This is a genomic window from Methanosphaerula palustris E1-9c (genome assembly GCF_000021965.1).
Taxonomy (GTDB): domain Archaea; phylum Halobacteriota; class Methanomicrobia; order Methanomicrobiales; family Methanospirillaceae; genus Methanosphaerula; species Methanosphaerula palustris.
The window spans coordinates 916689-935261 of record NC_011832.1; the positions used below are offsets into that span (position 1 = coordinate 916689).

The 18573-nt window shown below is 52.5% G+C and carries 19 protein-coding genes; 5 read left to right on the forward strand and 14 right to left on the reverse strand.

What is annotated here, in order from left to right; translation table 11 throughout:
- Window positions 1-63 precede the first annotated feature (63 nt).
- A complete protein-coding gene (locus MPAL_RS16160) occupies window positions 64-213 on the forward strand; it encodes a hypothetical protein (RefSeq protein ID WP_158303628.1) in 150 nt (49 codons plus the stop codon).
- Window positions 214-469: 256 nt separating this feature from the next.
- Here the strand turns inward: MPAL_RS16160 and MPAL_RS04480 are convergent, their stop codons facing one another.
- The 3 genes from MPAL_RS04480 to MPAL_RS16165 form a co-directional block, all read right to left on the reverse strand.
- The gene (locus MPAL_RS04480) at window positions 470-742 is read right to left on the reverse strand and encodes a type II toxin-antitoxin system RelE family toxin (protein WP_012617565.1); all 273 of its coding nucleotides are present in this window, start codon (window positions 740-742) and stop codon (window positions 470-472) included.
- Between the two features lie 38 nt (window positions 743-780).
- Window positions 781-1023, reverse strand: a complete 243-nt coding sequence (locus tag MPAL_RS04485; RefSeq protein WP_048145180.1) for a hypothetical protein — start codon at window positions 1021-1023, stop codon at window positions 781-783.
- Window positions 1024-1864: 841 nt separating this feature from the next.
- Complete coding sequence (locus tag MPAL_RS16165; protein ID WP_048145181.1) at window positions 1865-2218, reverse strand: haloacid dehalogenase-like hydrolase; 354 nt, start codon at window positions 2216-2218, stop codon at window positions 1865-1867.
- A gap of 153 nt (window positions 2219-2371) precedes the next feature.
- Here MPAL_RS16165 and MPAL_RS16815 point away from each other — a divergent pair, with 153 nt between their 5' ends.
- A complete protein-coding gene (locus tag MPAL_RS16815; RefSeq protein WP_012617569.1) occupies window positions 2372-3673 on the forward strand; it encodes a NosD domain-containing protein in 1302 nt (433 codons plus the stop codon).
- Between the two features lie 137 nt (window positions 3674-3810).
- On the opposite strand, the gene MPAL_RS17465 is transcribed toward MPAL_RS16815, so the two are convergent.
- The 4 genes from MPAL_RS17465 to MPAL_RS04515 all read right to left on the reverse strand — a co-directional run bounded on the left by MPAL_RS17465 (window position 3811) and on the right by MPAL_RS04515 (window position 5926).
- Window positions 3811-4077 carry an ATP-binding protein gene (locus MPAL_RS17465; RefSeq protein WP_394295841.1) on the reverse strand — a complete coding sequence of 89 codons (267 nt, stop codon included), beginning with the start codon at window positions 4075-4077 and terminating at the stop codon, window positions 3811-3813.
- Window positions 4062-4343 (reverse strand): hypothetical protein, encoded by a 282-nt coding sequence (locus MPAL_RS17470; RefSeq protein ID WP_201763859.1) that lies wholly within the window; start codon window positions 4341-4343, stop codon window positions 4062-4064. Before MPAL_RS17470 ends, MPAL_RS17465 begins: the two co-directional genes overlap by 16 nt.
- Before the next feature lie 360 nt (window positions 4344-4703).
- Window positions 4704-5042 carry a hypothetical protein gene (locus MPAL_RS15695; protein WP_148208135.1) on the reverse strand — a complete coding sequence of 113 codons (339 nt, stop codon included), beginning with the start codon at window positions 5040-5042 and terminating at the stop codon, window positions 4704-4706.
- Window positions 5043-5125: 83 nt separating this feature from the next.
- On the reverse strand, window positions 5126-5926 hold the full coding sequence (locus MPAL_RS04515; RefSeq protein ID WP_012617571.1) for an HFX_2341 family transcriptional regulator domain-containing protein: 801 nt from the start codon (window positions 5924-5926) through the stop codon (window positions 5126-5128).
- Between the two features lie 312 nt (window positions 5927-6238).
- Here MPAL_RS04515 and MPAL_RS15025 point away from each other — a divergent pair, with 312 nt between their 5' ends.
- Window positions 6239-7135 carry a nucleotidyltransferase domain-containing protein gene (locus tag MPAL_RS15025; RefSeq protein ID WP_148208136.1) on the forward strand — a complete coding sequence of 299 codons (897 nt, stop codon included), beginning with the start codon at window positions 6239-6241 and terminating at the stop codon, window positions 7133-7135.
- Window positions 7110-7748 carry a Cap15 family cyclic dinucleotide receptor domain-containing protein gene (locus tag MPAL_RS15700; RefSeq protein ID WP_012617573.1) on the forward strand — a complete coding sequence of 213 codons (639 nt, stop codon included), beginning with the start codon at window positions 7110-7112 and terminating at the stop codon, window positions 7746-7748. The genes MPAL_RS15025 and MPAL_RS15700 overlap by 26 nt, the downstream gene beginning before the upstream one ends.
- 297 nt (window positions 7749-8045) lie before the next feature.
- Here MPAL_RS15700 and MPAL_RS04520 read toward each other — a convergent pair whose 3' ends face one another.
- From MPAL_RS04520 to MPAL_RS15710, 7 genes are all read right to left on the reverse strand, one after another.
- Window positions 8046-9461: a restriction endonuclease subunit S gene (locus MPAL_RS04520; protein WP_012617574.1), complete on the reverse strand. Its 1416-nt coding sequence runs from the start codon at window positions 9459-9461 to the stop codon at window positions 8046-8048.
- On the reverse strand, window positions 9458-10894 hold the full coding sequence (locus MPAL_RS04525) for a class I SAM-dependent DNA methyltransferase (RefSeq protein WP_012617575.1): 1437 nt from the start codon (window positions 10892-10894) through the stop codon (window positions 9458-9460). Before MPAL_RS04525 ends, MPAL_RS04520 begins: the two co-directional genes overlap by 4 nt.
- Complete coding sequence (locus tag MPAL_RS04530) at window positions 10891-13479, reverse strand: type I restriction endonuclease subunit R (protein WP_174255666.1); 2589 nt, start codon at window positions 13477-13479, stop codon at window positions 10891-10893. Before MPAL_RS04530 ends, MPAL_RS04525 begins: the two co-directional genes overlap by 4 nt.
- A 327-nt stretch (window positions 13480-13806) precedes the next feature.
- Complete coding sequence (locus MPAL_RS04535; protein ID WP_012617577.1) at window positions 13807-14277, reverse strand: hypothetical protein; 471 nt, start codon at window positions 14275-14277, stop codon at window positions 13807-13809.
- Window positions 14278-14345: 68 nt separating this feature from the next.
- A complete protein-coding gene (locus tag MPAL_RS04540; protein ID WP_012617578.1) occupies window positions 14346-15020 on the reverse strand; it encodes an isochorismatase family protein in 675 nt (224 codons plus the stop codon).
- 218 nt (window positions 15021-15238) lie between these two features.
- Window positions 15239-15370 carry a hypothetical protein gene (locus tag MPAL_RS17170; RefSeq protein ID WP_269078476.1) on the reverse strand — a complete coding sequence of 44 codons (132 nt, stop codon included), beginning with the start codon at window positions 15368-15370 and terminating at the stop codon, window positions 15239-15241.
- Window positions 15371-15441: 71 nt separating this feature from the next.
- Entirely contained in the window at window positions 15442-15627 is a 186-nt protein-coding gene (locus MPAL_RS15710; protein ID WP_148208137.1) for a hypothetical protein, read from the reverse strand.
- Window positions 15628-15994: 367 nt separating this feature from the next.
- On the opposite strand from MPAL_RS15710, the gene MPAL_RS17295 reads away from it, so the two are divergent.
- Window positions 15995-18532, forward strand: a complete 2538-nt coding sequence (locus tag MPAL_RS17295) for a PKD domain-containing protein (protein WP_012617580.1) — start codon at window positions 15995-15997, stop codon at window positions 18530-18532.
- Window positions 18533-18573: the final 41 nt, after the last annotated feature.

Genomic DNA, 18573 nt, shown 5'->3' on the forward strand with positions numbered 1-18573 from the left:
CAAACTCTTCTCTCACAATCCAAAAAGTTCCCATTCGCGGATTTTATCGGCCCTCTCAATCCGATGCCGGCTCGCCCTGCTTCTTCTCCGGGGCGGTCTTCGTCGGAAGCCCGGCCGGCAACGCCTCTCTGTTCATCTCATGACACCGACCGGATCCTTGCGTTGGCTGACGGCGGCCATGCCGGCGAGTCGTGCGGGGGGGCCGTCTCTTGATTATATTTCTTCTCTGGATTACTCATCACTTTTTTGTCTGTAACTATGGTCGGCCATAGTTACACGCGATTCTTGTGGCTAACTATGGTTGACGGGAAATGAGGTACTGATGCCGGCTCCCATGGGGTGATCATCAGTCAGATCACGGGTGGGTTCGTGATTACTGTGCGGAAAGCCCGATGAGAAAATTGTTCAGAAAAAATTACGAAAAGAAGCGATCACGGTTTCATGCCTCTGGCAGCAGGAAGACACAAAATTATGGGAAAACACGGTAGATTTCTTCCTGGCTTTTTACCCGGTAGAATATGATCTCGCCGTCGGATGAAATCGTACAGCCGATCCGGTACTGTCCGGTACGGATGCGATAATACCTGTCATACCCTCTCATCTTCTGAATATCAAAATCCTGAAAGATGTTTTCTGATGCCGGGATCTGGTCAAATACAAGTTGTTCAATCCGTAAACGATTGCGTCCGGGAAGTGCAGCGAGATCTTTTAAGAAGATCTTCTTGTATCCGCACGCCGGCATTTCAATCCTTTTTCATCGACCGGTAGTGTTTCTTTGCTTCATCCATAGAGAGACTCATCCTCTTCTGCCTCTTCCATGAATTTTGCAAGTCCGTTGTCTTCGATGATGGATTCCATCCTGTTGAAGGTTTCCAGGTCGACAATAACTGCCTGCTTCCTGTTCCTGGCATCCGTGATATATTTCCGGGGTATTGCATTCATGCCTGTATTATTCCTGTGTTTACCTGGGAGCGTATAAAGGAGCTTGTATGGATCCGACGGTTTGATCTGGAGGGTCAGCACCGGCTCACCGTGTATCTTCCCTGTTGGCTCTCTCTCCCCTCGGGGTCGGCAGTGTCCCTTTGTTCATCGCATGGCAACGACCTGATCGTGCGTCGACGGGCGGTGGCCATGCCGGCGAGTGATGCGAGGGGCCGAGCGTCGGTGGTAGTCGCTGGGGGGTACTGTCCAGATAGACCTGAACGAACAGAGCCAGAGGGAGGGGAGTTCTATCTCTCTTAAAGGGATTGCCAGAATCCAGTATTTCGATTTCTTTAGGGAATCAAATCTCATTGGTTGATACGATTATAGACTATGGAAATCAATATCTTCTCGTACTCAGTAGCCCTATTCAGTAATACCCACTCATGTGTACTACCATAAGATCCAGGATGGGAAGACCTGCGATCCCGAGGACCACCAAGCAGGATCAGGAGAGAATTATGACTGACACCAGGAAGACTGGATCTGAATTAACCTGCGTTCCCCTACAGGAATCAGACCGACGGCGGTTCACGGTCAGGATGTCTCCGGGTGGTAGAAAAATATCTGAGGAGATAAAATGGAATGAACGGGGATTCGTTCCCTCCTTTGCGGTTACTGATAAAATACTGATGGTAGCCGCCCGCCGGGTCTATACTATCCCCGGTGTATCTGATCGATGAGGGATTTTTACCTTTTTGCCGGACCTAACGGGTCAGGGAAGTCCACGATCATCTCCTCCTATCTTGAAGATGAGAACCTCATTTATCTGAATGCAGATTACTGTGCCCGTGCAGATCCTGAAATTATTACTATGCCGGATGGTCTGGATAAATCAATCCGGGCATAGAAGGAGACAGAAAGACAACTGCATACGATGATCTCAAATGGCCGGTCTTTTGCGTGGGAAACGGTTTTTTCCCATGAGAGCCGCCTGGAGATCATGGCGTCCGCGAAGAGACACGGGTACTTGATTCATCTCTTTTACATCACCACCAAGAACCCTGACGTCAATGTTGCCAGGGTCAGAACCCGTGAGAACCTGATCGATGCTGGCGAGCCCAATCTTCAGGCCGATGGCGCAGGCGGTGGCCGGATAGTTTCCAGTGATCATGGCCACCCGGATCCCCGCAGTCCTGTGCTCGCCGACCACAGCGGCCGCGTCGGGACGGACCGAGTATGAGAACCCGACCAGGGGGAAGGATCGGATCTGCAGTGTACACTGTGTTTTTGACAACTACCCCGGATGCCTGACAGAGATAACCATAAATATCCAGATGAGCATAATCGGATCAACCTCACAATGGACTTCGGACTTTTCCTCTCCATCACTCTGATCCGTCTCAACGCTGGCAACCAGTCCCGTGCCCCTTGAGGAAGAGCGATCACTATGTCCTCATATACATTCATAGTGCTTCTGGCGGCGCTGGTTCTCCTCCTCGCTTCCGGGGGTGTTCTGGCCGCTGACCCCACGACGGCCGCTGGCGAGCCGATTCCGATCACAGGTTGTACGGAGATCACGAATCCCGGCACCTACTACCTCGCAAGCGACCTGATCGATCTGGGGTGCGAGACGGCGATATCGGTCCGCTGCTCCAATGTCGTGATCGACGGCCGGAACCACCATGTTGAGGGGAACGACTCGCCGGCCACGGTCGGAATCGATATCCGCTCCCAACAGGGTAACCCGGGTATCACGAATGTCCTGGTGGAGAACATCCAACTCTCTGGCTGGGATCAGGGGGTAGTAGTATCTCCCGCAGGGGGTGAAGCCTCACCGCCTCCTTATGTGCGGCTGAACAACGTCCATTCCCAGAACAATACCGAGGGATTCGACCTCTGGGGGCCGGGCACCATAACGCTCGATGGCTGCACTGCCACGTCGAACCTCCAGAAAGGGATCCGTGCCGACGGCATCGAAGGCGATCTCGCGGTTGCCCTGACAGACGTCCAGATCCAGGCGAACGGGGATGATGGGGTCTACGCCCGCTTGACCGGTATGACGATAAACAACTGCCAGATCTCTTTCAATGGCTGGCGCACTGCGGAGAGCAGTGGGTTCCGACTCAATAAGGGCTCTGCGATCATCAGGGACAGTCTCTTCGAGCAGAACCGCGGGGCCGGGATCTTCTTCGAGACCGCGACCAACGGCACGGTTACCGGTACCAAAATCCAGTACAACGGGGTTGGTATCCGGGACTCAAGCGGGGACGGGACCGTGAACATCTACAATAATTACTTCCGAAACGACCGGAACGTCGCGCTCGAAGGCCAGGTCGACACCTGGTCCGTCCAGAAACGGGTCGGACCGAACATCGTCGGCGGCCCGTCGATCGGCGGTAATTACTGGGCCTCCCCGAACTGGACCGGTTTTTCGGAGATGCACCTCGACGTCGATGGAGACGGGTTCTGCGATGAGCAGTTCGTGATCGATGGCGGCAATGTCGACCACCTTCCCCTCGCGATGCCGCCGGCGATCGTGCCGGGTGGAACCGGAATCCCAACCTCGACGAAACAGGACGGCAGATTTGATGATGTGAACGGGAACGGGGTGCTCGACTTCAACGACGTCATCCTCCTCTTCAACCAGATGGACTGGATCCGTGAGAACGAGCCGGTCGCCGGCTTCGACTTCAATGGGGACGGTCAGATCACCTTCGCCGACGTTGTCTGGCTCTATGGCATGCTCTGATGGAGCGTATCTCTTTTTTCCTGATGAGACTGGAAAATTCCCCGATGCCCCTTCGCCCTCACTGCTCCGGCCACCGATGGTCGGCTGTTTGTGGTTTTTTAAGGTCGCTCTGGGGATGGCTTCGGATGCCGATATCCTCATCGACCGGGATATGACCGCGAGGTGTGCCCCGCAAAAATGAGGGAGAATGATAGGGCCGGCAGCGTGAAGAAGAACGTGCTGCCCTCGCCGGGCGTCGACTCGACGCGGACTCTCCCACCATGCCGTTCGACGATCTTCTTGACGATCGCGAGGCCGATCCCGGTCCTTGCATACTCGGCCTTGGGTGTGGAGCCGCTGGAACATCTGGAAGATCCGATCAAAGAATTCGGGGGCGATCCCAATCCCGTTATCCCCCACCGCAAAACGCCAGCATGTCCCTACCCGCTCGGCCGAGACCGATATAGCGGGGGGACCCCGGGCCGGCAACGCCTCTTCGTTCATCGCATGGCAACGACCGGATCCGTGTTGGCGGCCGGTGGCCGCGCCGGCGAGTCGGGTGAGGAGTCAGCCGGGTTGTGGAAGGAGAGGGGTGGCGGTCTTTGTGAGCAGGGACCGGGGGATTCGGGACCGGCGGTTTTGGGGATGTGTACCTGGTGTTTTTATTTTTATGTGCCGGGATGGTGATCACTGCATATCAGCAGTTGGTCGCAGCATCTTTGCAGTTTTTGCTGCTGACTTTAGAAGGATAGTGCAGGCCTTAATTTTAAATCCCGTGGCGGATGCAAGTATTTATTTTTAGTCAGCAGTTTTTCCCGGAGCACACACACCCGCACACGCACTCCACTCATGTGAAGGTGCGGGGTGCGTGCTCTTCATTTCTGCTGCGTTTAACGATCCTTCTCTCTGTACGCATAATGATGTACCATCCGTTTCCGCAGACGGGGCAGGATTATCGGTTTTCATGGTCGCAGTTGAAACTGCGTTTATGCTGCGTTTATGCTGCTGATGCTGCTGACAAGTGGTCGACCGCAGATCGTGATCCGGTTCCCTATCTCCGGGTTCGGCCAATCGACCACCTGGCCGCCGGTTCGCCAGTGCTGATACACCCGGGTTTCACCTGTGTACGAAACAACACGCCGCCGGCCTGTACCCTCACCGGCCTCGTCCCTGGTGCCGATTGACTTCCCCAGCGTACTGACAGCCCAGCATCTGTCGAGAAGCACGGGTCGGCTGTCGCCCTCCGTCGCGGGAACGGCCGGCCGGCAGCGCCTCTTTGTTCATCGCATGGCAACGACCGGATCCTTGCGTTTGCTGACGGCGGCCATGCCGGCGAGTCGTGCGAGGAGCCGACCGGGTTGTCGAGAGGAGGGGTGGCGTTCGTCGTCATCAAGATCTGTGTTTCGTAGGGGAATTTTTCGGTGATTGATTGGGTGTTGTTAACAACAATTTATAGAAACAATCCAAAGAAAATTAGTCTAATTGTCCACTGATATGAGCAGTGTACCTTCCGGATTCTGTGATTGAAACGTAAACGCGTGTACCTTCCTTTTTACGATTCACAAATCCCTGTTTCTCCAGTTTGGATAAAATTGTTTTATCCAATTTCATTAACTGATTGCTCTGCAGAGTCCGCATTCTACTTTTTTCAACTTCATCAAATAATTCCTCGAATCCCATTACATTTTCTGATTTTAGAAAATCTAAGATCTCCTTCATTTTTTTTCTCTTATTCTCATTACACAAAAAAAGTAAAATTCTCAAACCGATTGGATCTGGCATTACAATTTGGAAATTACTTAATTTTTCTGTTTTACCTTCTCGACAAATACTTAATCCATGTTTTTGACGAAGAATTTCTTTTGAGGGGTAATCATCTGAGTGGACATAATAGACATTAGTATCATGAGCCATACCAGCGAGTGTAGCAGCAACTGATGTAAGGCGACCAGCTGCCGACATATTGACAAAAATTCGATTGTTTTGTTTCTTTTCTTTGACTATTATTTTTGATACATTTTTCATTACATCCAGAAGATCAAATAAATCTACTTTAACCATTGGTTGGACATCAATTCCTTTGGCGACTAAACTCTTTCTGACTTTTTCATAATAGTAATGTTGTTTTTTGCTCATCTCGTCATCAGAGTTAATATCATTCCAATTGGTGAGAAGATAAACACGGTCAGCTTTGATTTTTTCAAATGGTTTTATTGCCCGGTCGATTTCGTGACCTAATGGAATAATATGAACAGTTTCTTCGATGTTCGTCATATGCTAACAATGCTAAATGTGCTAATTATGCTAAAATAAAACTGTCCATATAAAATTGTGACAAAATATTCTAAGAGGTCATCCCAAAACTTCCTTTCATCTCCATATCAGCTGATTATAGGTCATTCCATCGGCGAGACAAAGGGTAGTGATTTGTTTTGGGATAAGATCTAAGAAAATTCAATTACTCACAATTATCTGAAACGTGGAATCGCGTTTGAAACGAGAAAAGGCCAAGAGCATTGTGTTATCAAGTTGGTGTATTTGATTGACTTCGGTATCTATCATAACTAAATTTTTATGGTGAAGAATATGGGAATTTCAGAGAAACAGTTAGAAACTTGGTCTAATCAAGGTGCAATAATTACCTCACAAAAAACACACGAATCGATTAGAAATGCATTGAATAATTCAGAACTCCTAAAAGAAAGGAATTATGATGTGTATCTTCAAGGATCTTATCGGAATTCAACAAATATATACGGTGAGAGTGATGTGGACGTAGTGGTTCAACTGAATTCTGTATATAATTATAACATTTCAGGATTGACACAATCAGCCCAATCAAAATTTCATGAAGAACATGATTGTGTTACATATGGATACGAATCATTTCGATCCGATATTCTCAATGTATTAATTGAGTACTATGGGGCTTCGGAAATTGCTGATGGTAATAAGTCAATAAAGATAGCAAGGGGGTCTAACAGATTAGCCGCAGATGTCGTTGTATGTACGCAATATCGGTATTATACAAAGTATAATGGAATTAATGATGAGAATTATATTGAGGGTATGGCATTTTATCCGCAAAACGGATGTCAAAAAATTGTAAATTATCCAAAATATCATTTTAACAACGGGGCAAAAAAAAATAATCCTCAAAATACGAATGCTTGGTTTAAGCCAGTTGTTAGAATGTTTAAAAATGCTCGAATAAAATTGGTGAATGACGAGAAAATTTCCAAAGGGTTAGCTCCTTCGTATTTTTTGGAATGTTTACTCTATAATGTACCGAATTCAAAATTTGGTAAAAACTATTCTGACTCATATCAGAACATTATCAATTGGTTATCTGATTGTAATCTTGACGATTTTTTATGCCAACACGGGTTATATAAATTATTTGGATTCTCAACAGAGCAATGGTCAAAAGAGAATGCAGAGACGTTAATTAAAAATTATGTGGATCTTTGGAAAGATTGGTGAGATTTTGCATTCTTATAGTATAGATACCGATGAAAGGAAAAAAATTCCAATTTATTTAGCAATTGTAAGTGTAGTTCTGATAGGAATTTTCTCCTATATGATGAGTATCATCAATATCTCACTTCCTTGGTTCCTTGAACCCTTATACCTGAGTGCACCATCTGCAATTACACTTTCTTTTTTCCTGTCCTTCCATTATGATAAATATCTCTGGAGATTACCAATATTTCAACTATTAGGTATATCTAAAACTCCAAATTTTAACGGAAATTGGTTTGGAATAATTAATACCTCGTATGATGGTCACAATGAATCACATGATGTAAAAATCAATATTACTCAACAATGGCAAACCATTAGTATTGTTCTCGAAACTCAATATTCAGCGTCTCATAGTTTTATTGCAGGAATATTGATTAACGAACATCGAGGAATTACCCTTCATTACGGGTATAAAAACGAACCATTTTCGAACGCTGTTCAAACGATGCATGCACATCGTGGAACAACTTGGTTGATTTTTAATGAAGAAACTGACTCATTAGAAGGAGAGTATTATTCGGGACGAGATAGGATTACACATGGAATATTAAAGTTAAAACGTGAAAAATAAACCTAGATATGAGTGAGGAAAAAACCAAATCTGTTTTTTCTTGTTCCTGTATTTGACATATTTTTTTAACAATCATCAGGTTTGATTTCATGTATATCCAATGAAATTCTCTGAACCGCGCTGTTCGATAGCGGGATATTGTACGACGTTGTTAACTGGATCTAATCTCCCTTTCGAGGAGTTCCCCAGAAATGCCTTCGAAGAACTCTGATGAGTTCTTCTCAAGCCTTCTCCGTCATAACATCCCAGTCGAATGCACTCGAAGAACTCTGACGAGTTCTTCTCAAGCATTTTCGGTCAGAGTCTGCCCGAAAATGCTTTTATCATCACCGCCTGCGTCAACCGCTCACACCGCCGGCCGGCGGCCACCACCTCACGCTCGATCGCATCCGCACGCTCAAACAGCAAACCGACACGGCGGACAATCTCGTGCTGTTCGGAAATGGGTGGGAGGGGGATTGGCAATTGAGCAATCTTTTTCGTGCTCAATGTGTAGAGCCCAGAAGTTGTGACCGCCGCTCCAGATGACAGCTCACTCCCCAGAGGTGAATTCCAATATAAATTGACATACTGCGGTAAAAATTTCCTAACCCGTACTCGGATTATATGATTTTGGTGAACACAATTCTCGATTTCTCCATTCCAGATTGCACTTCGACCAATTTCCGAAAAACTACCATTTCCTTCAACAATTAGAATATCATTTAGTTCTAGGTGGTACCTTTCTAATTCTCCCGCAAATAATTCCATATTTTTTATTTCATGAAGATCTAACGATCCTCTTAAAACATTAGCAACTCTAAGGTATGGATAAAAGTTTCTTTGGGGAGCACGCATAGGTTGTTTTTGAATACCGCCACTAATATCGGCAATCTTCTCAATCGTTGACCAGATCCAAGTATTAGGGATCTCTATCGGATTCTCCGTGATATTTACTTTAGAGTCAATTTTAATTTTATTTATTCCATGTTGAAGTCGATAATTTTGAATATCTTGTAACAATAATTTAGGATCTTCAAAATTATCCTTATCCTCCCTCCACTCCTCCGTCAACCTTCCGGAACACGCAGCCGCCAGCACCGCCTGCCGGAACCGCTTCATGATCAACGGCACCCGGCTCAACCGATCGCCGGCGGCGTCGACGTGCGACAACAGGGCTTCGATACGGGCGACGATGCGCCTCTGTTCGGCGAGCGGGGGGAGGGGGATAACACTCTGTTTGATGAAATCCGTCGGGACTCTTTTTTGGCCGACCGATCCGGTAAAATGGGATTCCGCTTCATTCCGGAAGGATTTCTGTCTGATGTAATAAAAAAGGTACTCTGGCAGAATTTCACCTCGTGATCTCATCACGTGAAATTCCGTTGATCCAAAGCCGATCCCGTTCTTCATTCCACGAACGATCGCGGCCTTTCCATTCTCCATGCAGGGAGTGATCTTCGCCATAATCACGTCGCCATCGCGGAAAGATGTGAAGCCATTTCGTACTTCCAAATATGGTTTGATCTCTGGATTCGTGATCGCTCCCATATCAGCATCAACCGCCGGCATCGGGACGAACGTCACCGGCGCATCAGCAGGAAGAAAATCTCTGGGCGGCTTCGGTGGATTTACTTCACATGCATTAAGAATGGTTACTAATTTCCATCCTTCCGGTACCTCGTCATCAGAAAAACAACGGGGCTCCACGGAAATTGCAACCGTTTTTTTCATTGCTTCCCTTCGCTCGCTGCCGAATCCCCATTCTCCAGCAACACCAAAACCCGCTGAAGCTCGTCCACCGCCAGCCGCAGTTCCCCGATCGCCTCGACCGCTAACTCCTCCGGCTCCGGCAACGAATCCGCATCATCGAGCGAATCATCCTTCAGCCACTTCAGCGAATCGATCTTGTAGTTCCGCTCCTTCACCTCAGAGATGGGGAACGAGTGCCAGCGGTCCTCCTTCGAGTCCGCTTCACTTCGCTTCGAGCCGCCGTTCGGGTCGACGCCGTACGCCCGCTCGAACTCCTCGAAGTACGCCGGCGTCAACGGCCGGTCCTTCTTGGTGATCCCCGGCACGTTCGTCCGGTCGTCGTACACCCAGAGAGTCTCGGTCGGGAACCCCTTCGTAAAGAAGAGCACGTTCGTCTTCGTCCCCGGGGAGTAGGGCGTGAAGGTGCCGTTCGGGAGCCGGAGGATCGTGTGCAGGTTGCAGTCCTCCATCAGCACCTTGAAGACCTCGCCGGCCGCGTCCGCAAAGAGCACATTGTCCGGCACCACGACCGCAGCCCGTCCGCCGGGCTTGAGGATCGTCATCACGTGCTGCACGAAGTTCAGCTGCTTGTTGGAGGTCGAGATCGTGAAATCCTCGCGGTCCGGCGCCTGGTTCGCACCCTTCGTCCCGAACGGCGGGTTCGTCAGCACCACATCGAAGCGCCGGCCGTCCGGGTTCTCGTAGATCGAGTCCCCGAATTTGATCGAGGGTTCGACATTGTGCAGAAACAGGTTCATCAGCGCAAGCCGGCGGGGACGGGCGACCAGTTCCTGCCCGAAGTACGTCCCCTTCTTCACCCGGAGCGCCACCTCGCGGTCCAGCGCCCCGCCCTTCGTCTGCTCCAGCAGCCACTCGAACGAGCAGACCAGGAACCCCCCGGTCCCGCACGCAGGATCGCAGATCGTCAGGTCCGAGCGCTTCCGGGGATCGGGCTTCATGCACCGGACGATCGACTGGATCACGATACGCGGCGTGAAGTACTGCCCGGCCCCCTTCTTCCCCTCGCTCGCCGCCTTCTCCAGCAGCCCCTCGAACGCCTCCCCCTTCACATCAATATTCAGTTCGGTCCACTCGGTCTCATCGATCAGACCGATCAGACGCTTCAGGTTCACCGGGTTCGTGAACTGCGAGAGGGCGCCGGCAAAGATATCGCCGAGCAGCCCGTGCTCTGTCCCGAGTGTCCTGAGCAGATCGACATAGTGATCCGTCAGGTCCGTCCCTGACCTGGAGACCAGCGCCTTCCAGTCGCAGCCCTCCGGAAGTGCAACACTCCGCTCATCCGCCATCTTGATGAAGAGGAGATAGGTGATCTGTTCGATGTAATCCCCGTAATCGATCCCGTCATGCCTGAGGGTGTGGCAGAATCCCCATAACTTCTGAACAATATCACTCAAACTGCAATCGCCTCATTCCACTGCTGGATCAGCACTGGCAACTCCCCGTTGAAGACCCGGTTCGCCTTCCCCCATCCGCCTTCGTTGGCGAAGATCGGAATGTCTTCGAAGTCTTCCTTATTGATTGAGAGGTTTGCGATTAAATGCTCGCGGATTCTGTCAATCCACTGCTGCTGCTCCGGGGTCAGCGGGGACGAGAGGGCCATCCGGTCCAGGACCCGGTGGATCCGTTCCTCCGCAGTATAGAGCGGCTCCTCCTCGCGGGCGGCGTGCTTCACCATCGAGATGATATCGACGAGCGCCTTGTCGTACCGCACCTTATACGCATTCTGGAGGTTCTCGACCGTGAACCGGTACCGGGTGGCCGCCAGTTTCTGCTTCAGCTCGGAGAGGGCTTCCGTTCCCCAGTCCCTCGGCCGGTCCAGCAGGATCCGGATCGCCTCGATATGCTCGGGATTCTCCTTCACAAACTGTGAGAAGGCCGACAGGTAGTCCTCCGGCTTGTACTCGTGTCCTGCCGAATCGCGGATCAGATACTGGGAACTGACCTCATCGACCGTGTCATACGCGACCAGAATCGAGCGTGGGGGTCGGGGATAGTGGACCAGCAGGTGCTGGAACTCCGGGTTTCGGAGAAGCGTCATCGTCCCCGTGAAATCCTCCTTGAGGGCGTGCTGCAGCCCGGCGGCATAACGTTTCAGGTCGCCGGAGGGGACATACGCGGCGAACATGTCGCGTCCGTCGCCGCTCATCTCCTTATCGATCCGCTGTAACCGACGGACCAGCACCCGGGCGTTGTACTCCCGGTCCTGGTTATCCCAGATCTCTTTGATCACCTGCGCAATCGGCCGGGTCTCCTTCTCGGGCGGCTCTGCGGTGATCCCGGTCGCCTGCCGGAAGTATTCGAGCAGCGTCCCGCCGAAACCGTCGAAGACGACAAAGTGGGACTTGTCCGAACACCGCTCGCCCTTCCGGGTTCCCCGCCCGAGCATCTGCTCGAAGAGGATACGGGACTTCACCGGCCGCAGAAAGACGATGAACTCCAGGTCAGGAATGTCGACGCCGGTCGAGAGCATGTCCACCGAGACCACGACGGCCGGCATCGGCCGGTTCCGGAACTCGCGGATATGCTGGAGCGGCCGGTCCACCTTGCCGGTGATCTTCTGGACGAACGAATCCCCCTTCCCGAAGACATCCCGGGCGAGATCGACCAGCTGGTCCGCATGGGAGGTATGGGGGAGGTCGTTGACCGCGAAGATCAGGGTCTTGGGGAACCGCCCGAACCGCTCCTCGTGCACTTCTGCGTACTTCCTGATCTCCTCAAGGATCTTCCGGTTGGAGTCAGGCGAGGTGATCGTCCGCTCCACCTCCGTCGTATCGAACTGCCGTTCGTCCTCCAGGTTGTCGAACGACTGGGCACCGGTCCGGGCATCGATCACCCCGACCTGCTCCCCTGCCTGCAGGAAGATCCCGTTCATCCGCACATTCGAGTCCAGCGCTACCGCATCGTAATCGACCAGGAACCCTTCCCGCACTGCCCGGGCATAGTCGTACCGGTACACGATCTCTCGGAAATAGGCCATCGTGTGAGCCGCCGGCGTGGCGGTCAGTCCGATTTTGATCGCATCGAAATGGTCCAGCGTCTTCCGCCAGACCGACTGTTCCGCTGCCGTATACCCCCGGTGGCATTCGTCGGCGACGATCAGGTCAAAGGCATGGATCGGGATCTCCATCTGTTCGGCATCCTCGTCGATCGGCTCGTCGCAGGATCCCAGACCTGCATTCCGCCCGAAGAGGTTGATCGTCATCCGCTGGATGGTGCAGATATAGACGAACGCATGGCCTGGCTTCGGCTCCAGCAGGTACGAGGAGGGAATCACCGATGGATCGAACTTCTCATCGGCCTCGAAATCCTCCCGGAAGAACCGCTGGCTGTAGACTTCGTAGGTCTTGTCGAACTTCAGCCCCGGCCGGCCTTCAAAGGACGCGAACGCCTTGACCGCCTGTGCGGCGAGGGCCCGGCGATCCACCAGAAAGAGGACCCGCCTGGCCACGCCGGCCTCCATCAGCCGGAAGATCTCGTTGACCATCGTGTAGGTCTTGCCGGTCCCGGTGGCCATGGCGACGAGCATCTGACGCTTCCGTTCGCGGATACCCTGCTCGATCGCCGCGTTCGCTTCGGCCTGGTACGGACGAATCATCGGGTGATTATTCACCCGGTCGGCGAGACGCCGGCAGGAGTCATCGATATTCTCCCTGAGCCGTTCTGCGAGGGCTTCCGGGGTATGGAATGTGGCGACCGTCCGGGACCGGTTCAGCGGATTGCGGAGATCGTGATACCAGATGATCTCGCCATTGGTCGAATAGATGAACGGGACCCGGAACTCGGAATAGTTGAATGGACTATCGGAGATGCCGGCAGCGTACCGTTCTGCCTGGGTCAGGATGTTCTGCGGGCCGAGGGAGACCTTCTTGGCTTCGACGATCGCAACGATCACGCCGTCCACGCAGAGGGCATAATCGGCGGGACCGTTCTCGGTGGGGAACTCTTCGAGAGCGACGTTGTTAAAACTGGAGAGATCCATCCCCACTTTGAAGGGAGTGATCCTCCACCCTGCAACCTTCAGTAAGGGATCGATCCGCTTCGTTCGCGTGACTCGCTCGCTCTCTTCAGTCCTGACGCAGTCGTGACGTCCCGTAATACTATCAGTAATATCTGATCAGTACAGAGGCTGAACCGTTATGTGTTGCGGTTTGGTTCCAGCGAGATCGTGGAGAAGAGCATCACCTGTTTGAGTGAATCTGGTGCAATCGACGTTTTCACGAAGTTCTTTCGTGTCTTTCCCTCCATCAAATGGAAAAAAAGGGAATCGTGATCTCACAAAAGCCGGCATCGTGGTATCCTGTACCCGTCAAATATAGAGCGCTGTAACCAGCAGGAGCGTCGGAACGATCAGATACAGAGCCCCGGGAATGAAATGCGCCCAGAAATCGGGGCGAAGTTCGAAAGCCAGCTCCCTCAGTTCGTCCTCCGGGAAGAACATCTCGGGAGACCGGTGCAGAAACCCTTCGTAGATTCTGAAATAACCGAAGGTGAAGAATGAACTGATGCTGATGAGAATAATCCGGAACACCCCGTTGATCGTCGCATCGAACGGAACATCGAACGACCCGAGGAGCGTAAACAGGATCGCGAACTGCGTGACCGGTAAGATCATCAGGACGATCCATGCCAGGACCAGACGATTGATGTTGTGGGATCGTCCCCGTATCGCCTGGTACGTGTCCCACGGCCTGTAGGTCTGGTGTGAGCGTTCGACAATCATAAAAAAATAGATGGCAAAGAAGAAACTGAATATCTGCTGGGCATCATTGAGCGTCATGATAATGGTCCGACACGGTTCGCACTCGGTAACGGTTCGGCCGGGGATCGTGCATGTCTATCTGTACCTCACTCCTTGGGTGGAAGCATCTCGTTGTTCGCGTAGGCACCGGAGGTATCGAGCAGGTTCCCCCAGCTCACCAGGTGTTCGCGGAAGATCATCGCATAGGGCCACCCCTGCGACTCGTCCCGACGCCAGTCTGCTTCGAGCTCGGCCCCGACAGACCACCAGTTCCGGATCTTCACCCCGGCCTGGGAGAGCGTGGCGATCGTGGCGTCGCGTTCGTGCGTGCTGACGGCTCCCGACGCGTCGATGACTGCATGGACGTCAAACCCTTCCTTCACGGCATCGAGTGATGGGAATTGCAGACAGGTCCCGTCGCTGATTCCTGCGATGATCAGCTTCTTCCGACCGGTCTCTTCGACGGCCCTGCGGAATGCCGGCCACCGCCAGGCGTTGATGACCCCTGTCCGTCGGATCACCGTAACATCCGGGAAGATCTGCTTCAATTCAGGAAGGATCGGAGCGTTGGGTCCATAATCCCTGCTCGTCGTCAAAATCACCGGCAATTTGAAATGTTTCGCAGTCTTTGCAAGCCCGAGGATGTTGTTCTTGAACTCTTCAGGAGTCATATCCCGGATCAGTTGCATGAGTCCGACCTGGTGATCGATCAGCAGAAGTGCGGCGTTCTCTGATGTGAGAACATCGGATGGTCCGATATTTTCCAGATATCTGTCTGTCATTCCTGGTTCCTCCAGATGGTGACCCTTATACGAGTGTCAGGAGATAAGGATTTTGTAACATATGTCGGGGGAGATTGCGGATCAGAGAACAGTAATCATCTAATTTTTCTCTGTGTATTTTTCATTCATCCGCTGGATGGTGAAGACATAGACATATCTATCACCCATTTTTCTCAAACCTCTTTTGAATTAAAAAGGACTCTATCGTGAATCTATCGTTATGGTTCCGAAGATTTCAGCGCCAGAGCGATCCCCTTTGCCCAGTCATCGATGGCATGCCAGTCCCGGAAATCCCCCTTTTTGAAGAACTGCCCGGGCAGCCGGCAGCGTGCGCAGAGCCCTGAGTACAACCCCGCACCTGCCCGGGTTCAGGGCACCGGGGAAGATTTGGTGTTCCCGGGGATGGACGGTATTACTTACTTCAGGGCCTTTTCAGGTGCCCATCGCCCCTGTCCGAATTCCTGCGTCTCTGTTCAGGTCTTCCCCTCAGCCCGGAGGGCGGTGAACCGCCGGGCGAGCCGGGCATCCTCCTCCTTCGTCCACGGTCGACCACGAACGCTTCGTTCCGGTTGTAATACTGGTGGAGTTTGTCCCCGTTCTGCTTCATTGTTCAGGCGAAGTCATGATGCGATGACGTATCATCCGATCGGAGAAGGGGAAGACGATAATCCCCGTCAATCGGAGAGATCGCAGCCGACCCAAAAGGGGACGATCATATCGATTCGATCCCATGATCTACCGCTCTTGAGGAGCAGTTGAACGGTTTCTCAACCGGGTCAAGCCATTCAGAAAGATCTCACCTGGACACGAAGAATCATTTCGAGCGTTGGTCATCATCGCCTGCATATTAGAGGAGACTTTTGGGATGAAATCTTTGAGATGAGGACATAATCGGGTTATCCAACACCGCAAACAAAAAGGAAAGTCTATATGGTTCCTAATTAGAATTTCTTCTGAAATATGAGGAAAGCATCATGACACTGATACACAGAAGGATGACATGGCCGCTTCTTATGCTGGCCATCATCTCATGCCTGTTGATGATCGCACCGGCATCGGCTGAATCCTTTCATCTGACCGGAACCCTGATCAATGGATCCATCAATGGGAACACCAATCAGCCAATAGCAAATACGAATGTCACATTCCAGATAAATTCACCTTTTTTTCAAGGGACTATCAATGGGACAACAGAGACAGATAATCTCGGAAACTTCGATCTCTCCTTTGACCCGGGAATTGGTATACCCCCTTTCATTTCGATCACGTGCTCTGCCACAACGATTGGATATTCTGTATACCAGTCCCAGGCTCCAATCATAGTGATGGTAGGTTACGCTAATATTGGCTCCATCTATCTCACCCCACTACCAGTTCCGATAACTCTGACGGGAACTGTTGTTGATAAATTCTCCGGTCTACCAGTGCCTAATATGCAAATTGACTCCGGCAGCGCCTCGGACACCTCCAAACAGGACGGGAGTTTCACCCTCTTTGAAGCTCCGGAGACAGGAGGTTCCATGGACTTCGAGATCTATGCAGATAGATACTATGAAGGTCACCAGGACACATTATCTGTCTCTGAAGAAGAGATCGCACGTGGATCAAAGGACCTCGGAACCGTCACTATCACGCCACATTATGGAGGTTACGTCACTGACAAATCCACCGGTCAGCCTTTGTCCGGCGTCCAGCTCACCATCACCAACGATCCGTCATCGCAGGTTGGAAACGGGGGGACGGGAACATCTGATGAAACGGGATATTACCGGATAAGACTGCCCGCGAAGGGCATCTCTTCGAACAATAGCCTGCGTGATACTGGTGCTGACAATTCTGTTCGGTATCTGGTTGCAGTCAAGGATGGATATCAGCTCTATTCCGCCAATGTCACGATACGGGATGAAGAGGCCCCCTTTAACGTCGCGCTCTCCCCGAGCTTTGCAGCGAACTTCCTCGCACTCGGCCATGTGGGCCAGGCCCCGTACTCTGTCCGATTCATGGACCAGTCGACCGGCTCGCCGACCGCCTGGAAGTGGGACTTCGGCGACGGCACCACCTCGACCGAGCAGAACCCGACCCATATCTACAACCAGACCGGTGTCTACAACGTGGCGTTGACGGCATCGAACGATAAGACGAGCGACACCTGCACCCAGTACCGGTGTATCATTGTGAACGCCGTACCAGTGGCGAACTTCACCGCGAACGTGACCGCCGGGCAGACGCCCTTCACCGTGCAGTTCACCGACCAGTCCACCAGCGGTGCGGACGGGTTTCAGTGGCAGTTCGGCGACGGGACCACCTCGACCGAGCAGAACCCGGTCCACACCTACACGAGCCCGGGATCGTACTCGGTGATGCTGACGGTATCAGTACCTGACTACGGCAGTGTCTTCGCTCAGAAGACCGGGTACATCTCGGTAAGCGGTCCGTCATCGGTCGGGTTCACGGCGAACGTCACCGCCGGCCTCTCCCCGCTCGCCGTGCAGTTCAATGAGTCGACGAACGAATCGGTCCAGTATTCCTTCTGGCATTTCGGGGACGGGGCCACCTCTGCAGAGAAGAGCCCGGTCCATGTCTATGATGCAGCCGGCAGTTATTCGGTCTCGCTGATGACCGTCGGGTCGAACGGCACCGAGGTGAAGACGGTCGATAACTTCATCAATGTCAGCGCACCGGTGACCCCGACGGTCACGCCCACAGCGACTGCCACGGCGACGGTGACCCCGACGCCGACCGGAGCCCTGCCGGTGGCCAACTTCACGGTCACCACCGGAGCCCCGGGGTCGTCCGACATCACGGTCACCGACGCCTCGACGAACGCGACTTCGGTCCACTACAGCCTCGGTGACGGTGCCACCACCGCCTATCCGACCTTCCGGTACACCTACTGGCAGGCCGGAACCTATACGATCGAACAGACCGCAACCAATGCGGTTGGGTCCTCGAAGAAGAGCATCGTCGTAACCGTACCGGTTGCGGCTCCAACAACAACGGTGACCCCGACGGTGACAGTCACAACCACTGTCTCGCCGACGGTGACGACGACCAGTCAGGCTTACAACGGCCCGCACACGATCCCCGGGAAACTGCAGGCTGAGGACTACGACCTCGGCGGTGAAGGGGTCGCCTACTATGACACGACCCCTGGGAATGAGGGCGGGGTCTACCGGCATGACGATGTCGATATCGAGCAGCTCGATACCGACGGCTCGCCGAACGTCGGCTGGATCCGATCCGGTGAGTGGATGGCCTACACGGTGAACGTCGCCAGCACCGGCACCTACACCGCCGGGTTCAGGGTCGCCTCATCACACTCCGGTTCATCCATCAAAGTCTATGTCGACGACGGCACCACCCCGGTGGCGACCGTGAACGTCCCGAACACCGGCGACTGGCCGTCCTTCCAGACCGTCTCGGTGCCGGTGACGCTGCCGGCAGGACAGCACCGGCTCAAATTCTCATTCCCGACCGACTATGTGAACATCAACTGGGTCACCTTCGCCTGAAAATCGGCGAAGAACGGTCATCCCTTTTTTTACCGCATGGT

Excerpts from the sequence above, each read along its gene's own strand:
- MPAL_RS15025 (WP_148208136.1), top strand. The coding sequence starts at position 6,239 with ATGGGAATTTCAGAGAAACAGTTAGAAACTTGGTCTAATCAAGGTGCA.
- MPAL_RS04480 (WP_012617565.1), bottom strand. The coding sequence starts at position 742 with ATGCCGGCGTGCGGATACAAGAAGATCTTCTTAAAAGATCTCGCTGCA.
- MPAL_RS16160 (WP_158303628.1), top strand. The coding sequence starts at position 64 with ATGCCGGCTCGCCCTGCTTCTTCTCCGGGGCGGTCTTCGTCGGAAGCC.
- MPAL_RS15695 (WP_148208135.1), bottom strand. The coding sequence starts at position 5,042 with ATGACGACGAACGCCACCCCTCCTCTCGACAACCCGGTCGGCTCCTCG.
- MPAL_RS17295 (WP_012617580.1), top strand. The coding sequence starts at position 15,995 with ATGACACTGATACACAGAAGGATGACATGGCCGCTTCTTATGCTGGCC.
- MPAL_RS04515 (WP_012617571.1), bottom strand. The coding sequence starts at position 5,926 with ATGACGAACATCGAAGAAACTGTTCATATTATTCCATTAGGTCACGAA.
- MPAL_RS04535 (WP_012617577.1), bottom strand. The coding sequence starts at position 14,277 with ATGACGCTCAATGATGCCCAGCAGATATTCAGTTTCTTCTTTGCCATC.
- MPAL_RS15700 (WP_012617573.1), top strand. The coding sequence starts at position 7,110 with ATGTGGATCTTTGGAAAGATTGGTGAGATTTTGCATTCTTATAGTATA.
- MPAL_RS04540 (WP_012617578.1), bottom strand. The coding sequence starts at position 15,020 with ATGACAGACAGATATCTGGAAAATATCGGACCATCCGATGTTCTCACA.
- MPAL_RS04520 (WP_012617574.1), bottom strand. The coding sequence starts at position 9,461 with ATGAAAAAAACGGTTGCAATTTCCGTGGAGCCCCGTTGTTTTTCTGAT.
- MPAL_RS04530 (WP_174255666.1), bottom strand. The coding sequence starts at position 13,479 with ATGGATCTCTCCAGTTTTAACAACGTCGCTCTCGAAGAGTTCCCCACC.
- MPAL_RS16815 (WP_012617569.1), top strand. The coding sequence starts at position 2,372 with ATGTCCTCATATACATTCATAGTGCTTCTGGCGGCGCTGGTTCTCCTC.
- MPAL_RS15710 (WP_148208137.1), bottom strand. The coding sequence starts at position 15,627 with ATGAAGCAGAACGGGGACAAACTCCACCAGTATTACAACCGGAACGAA.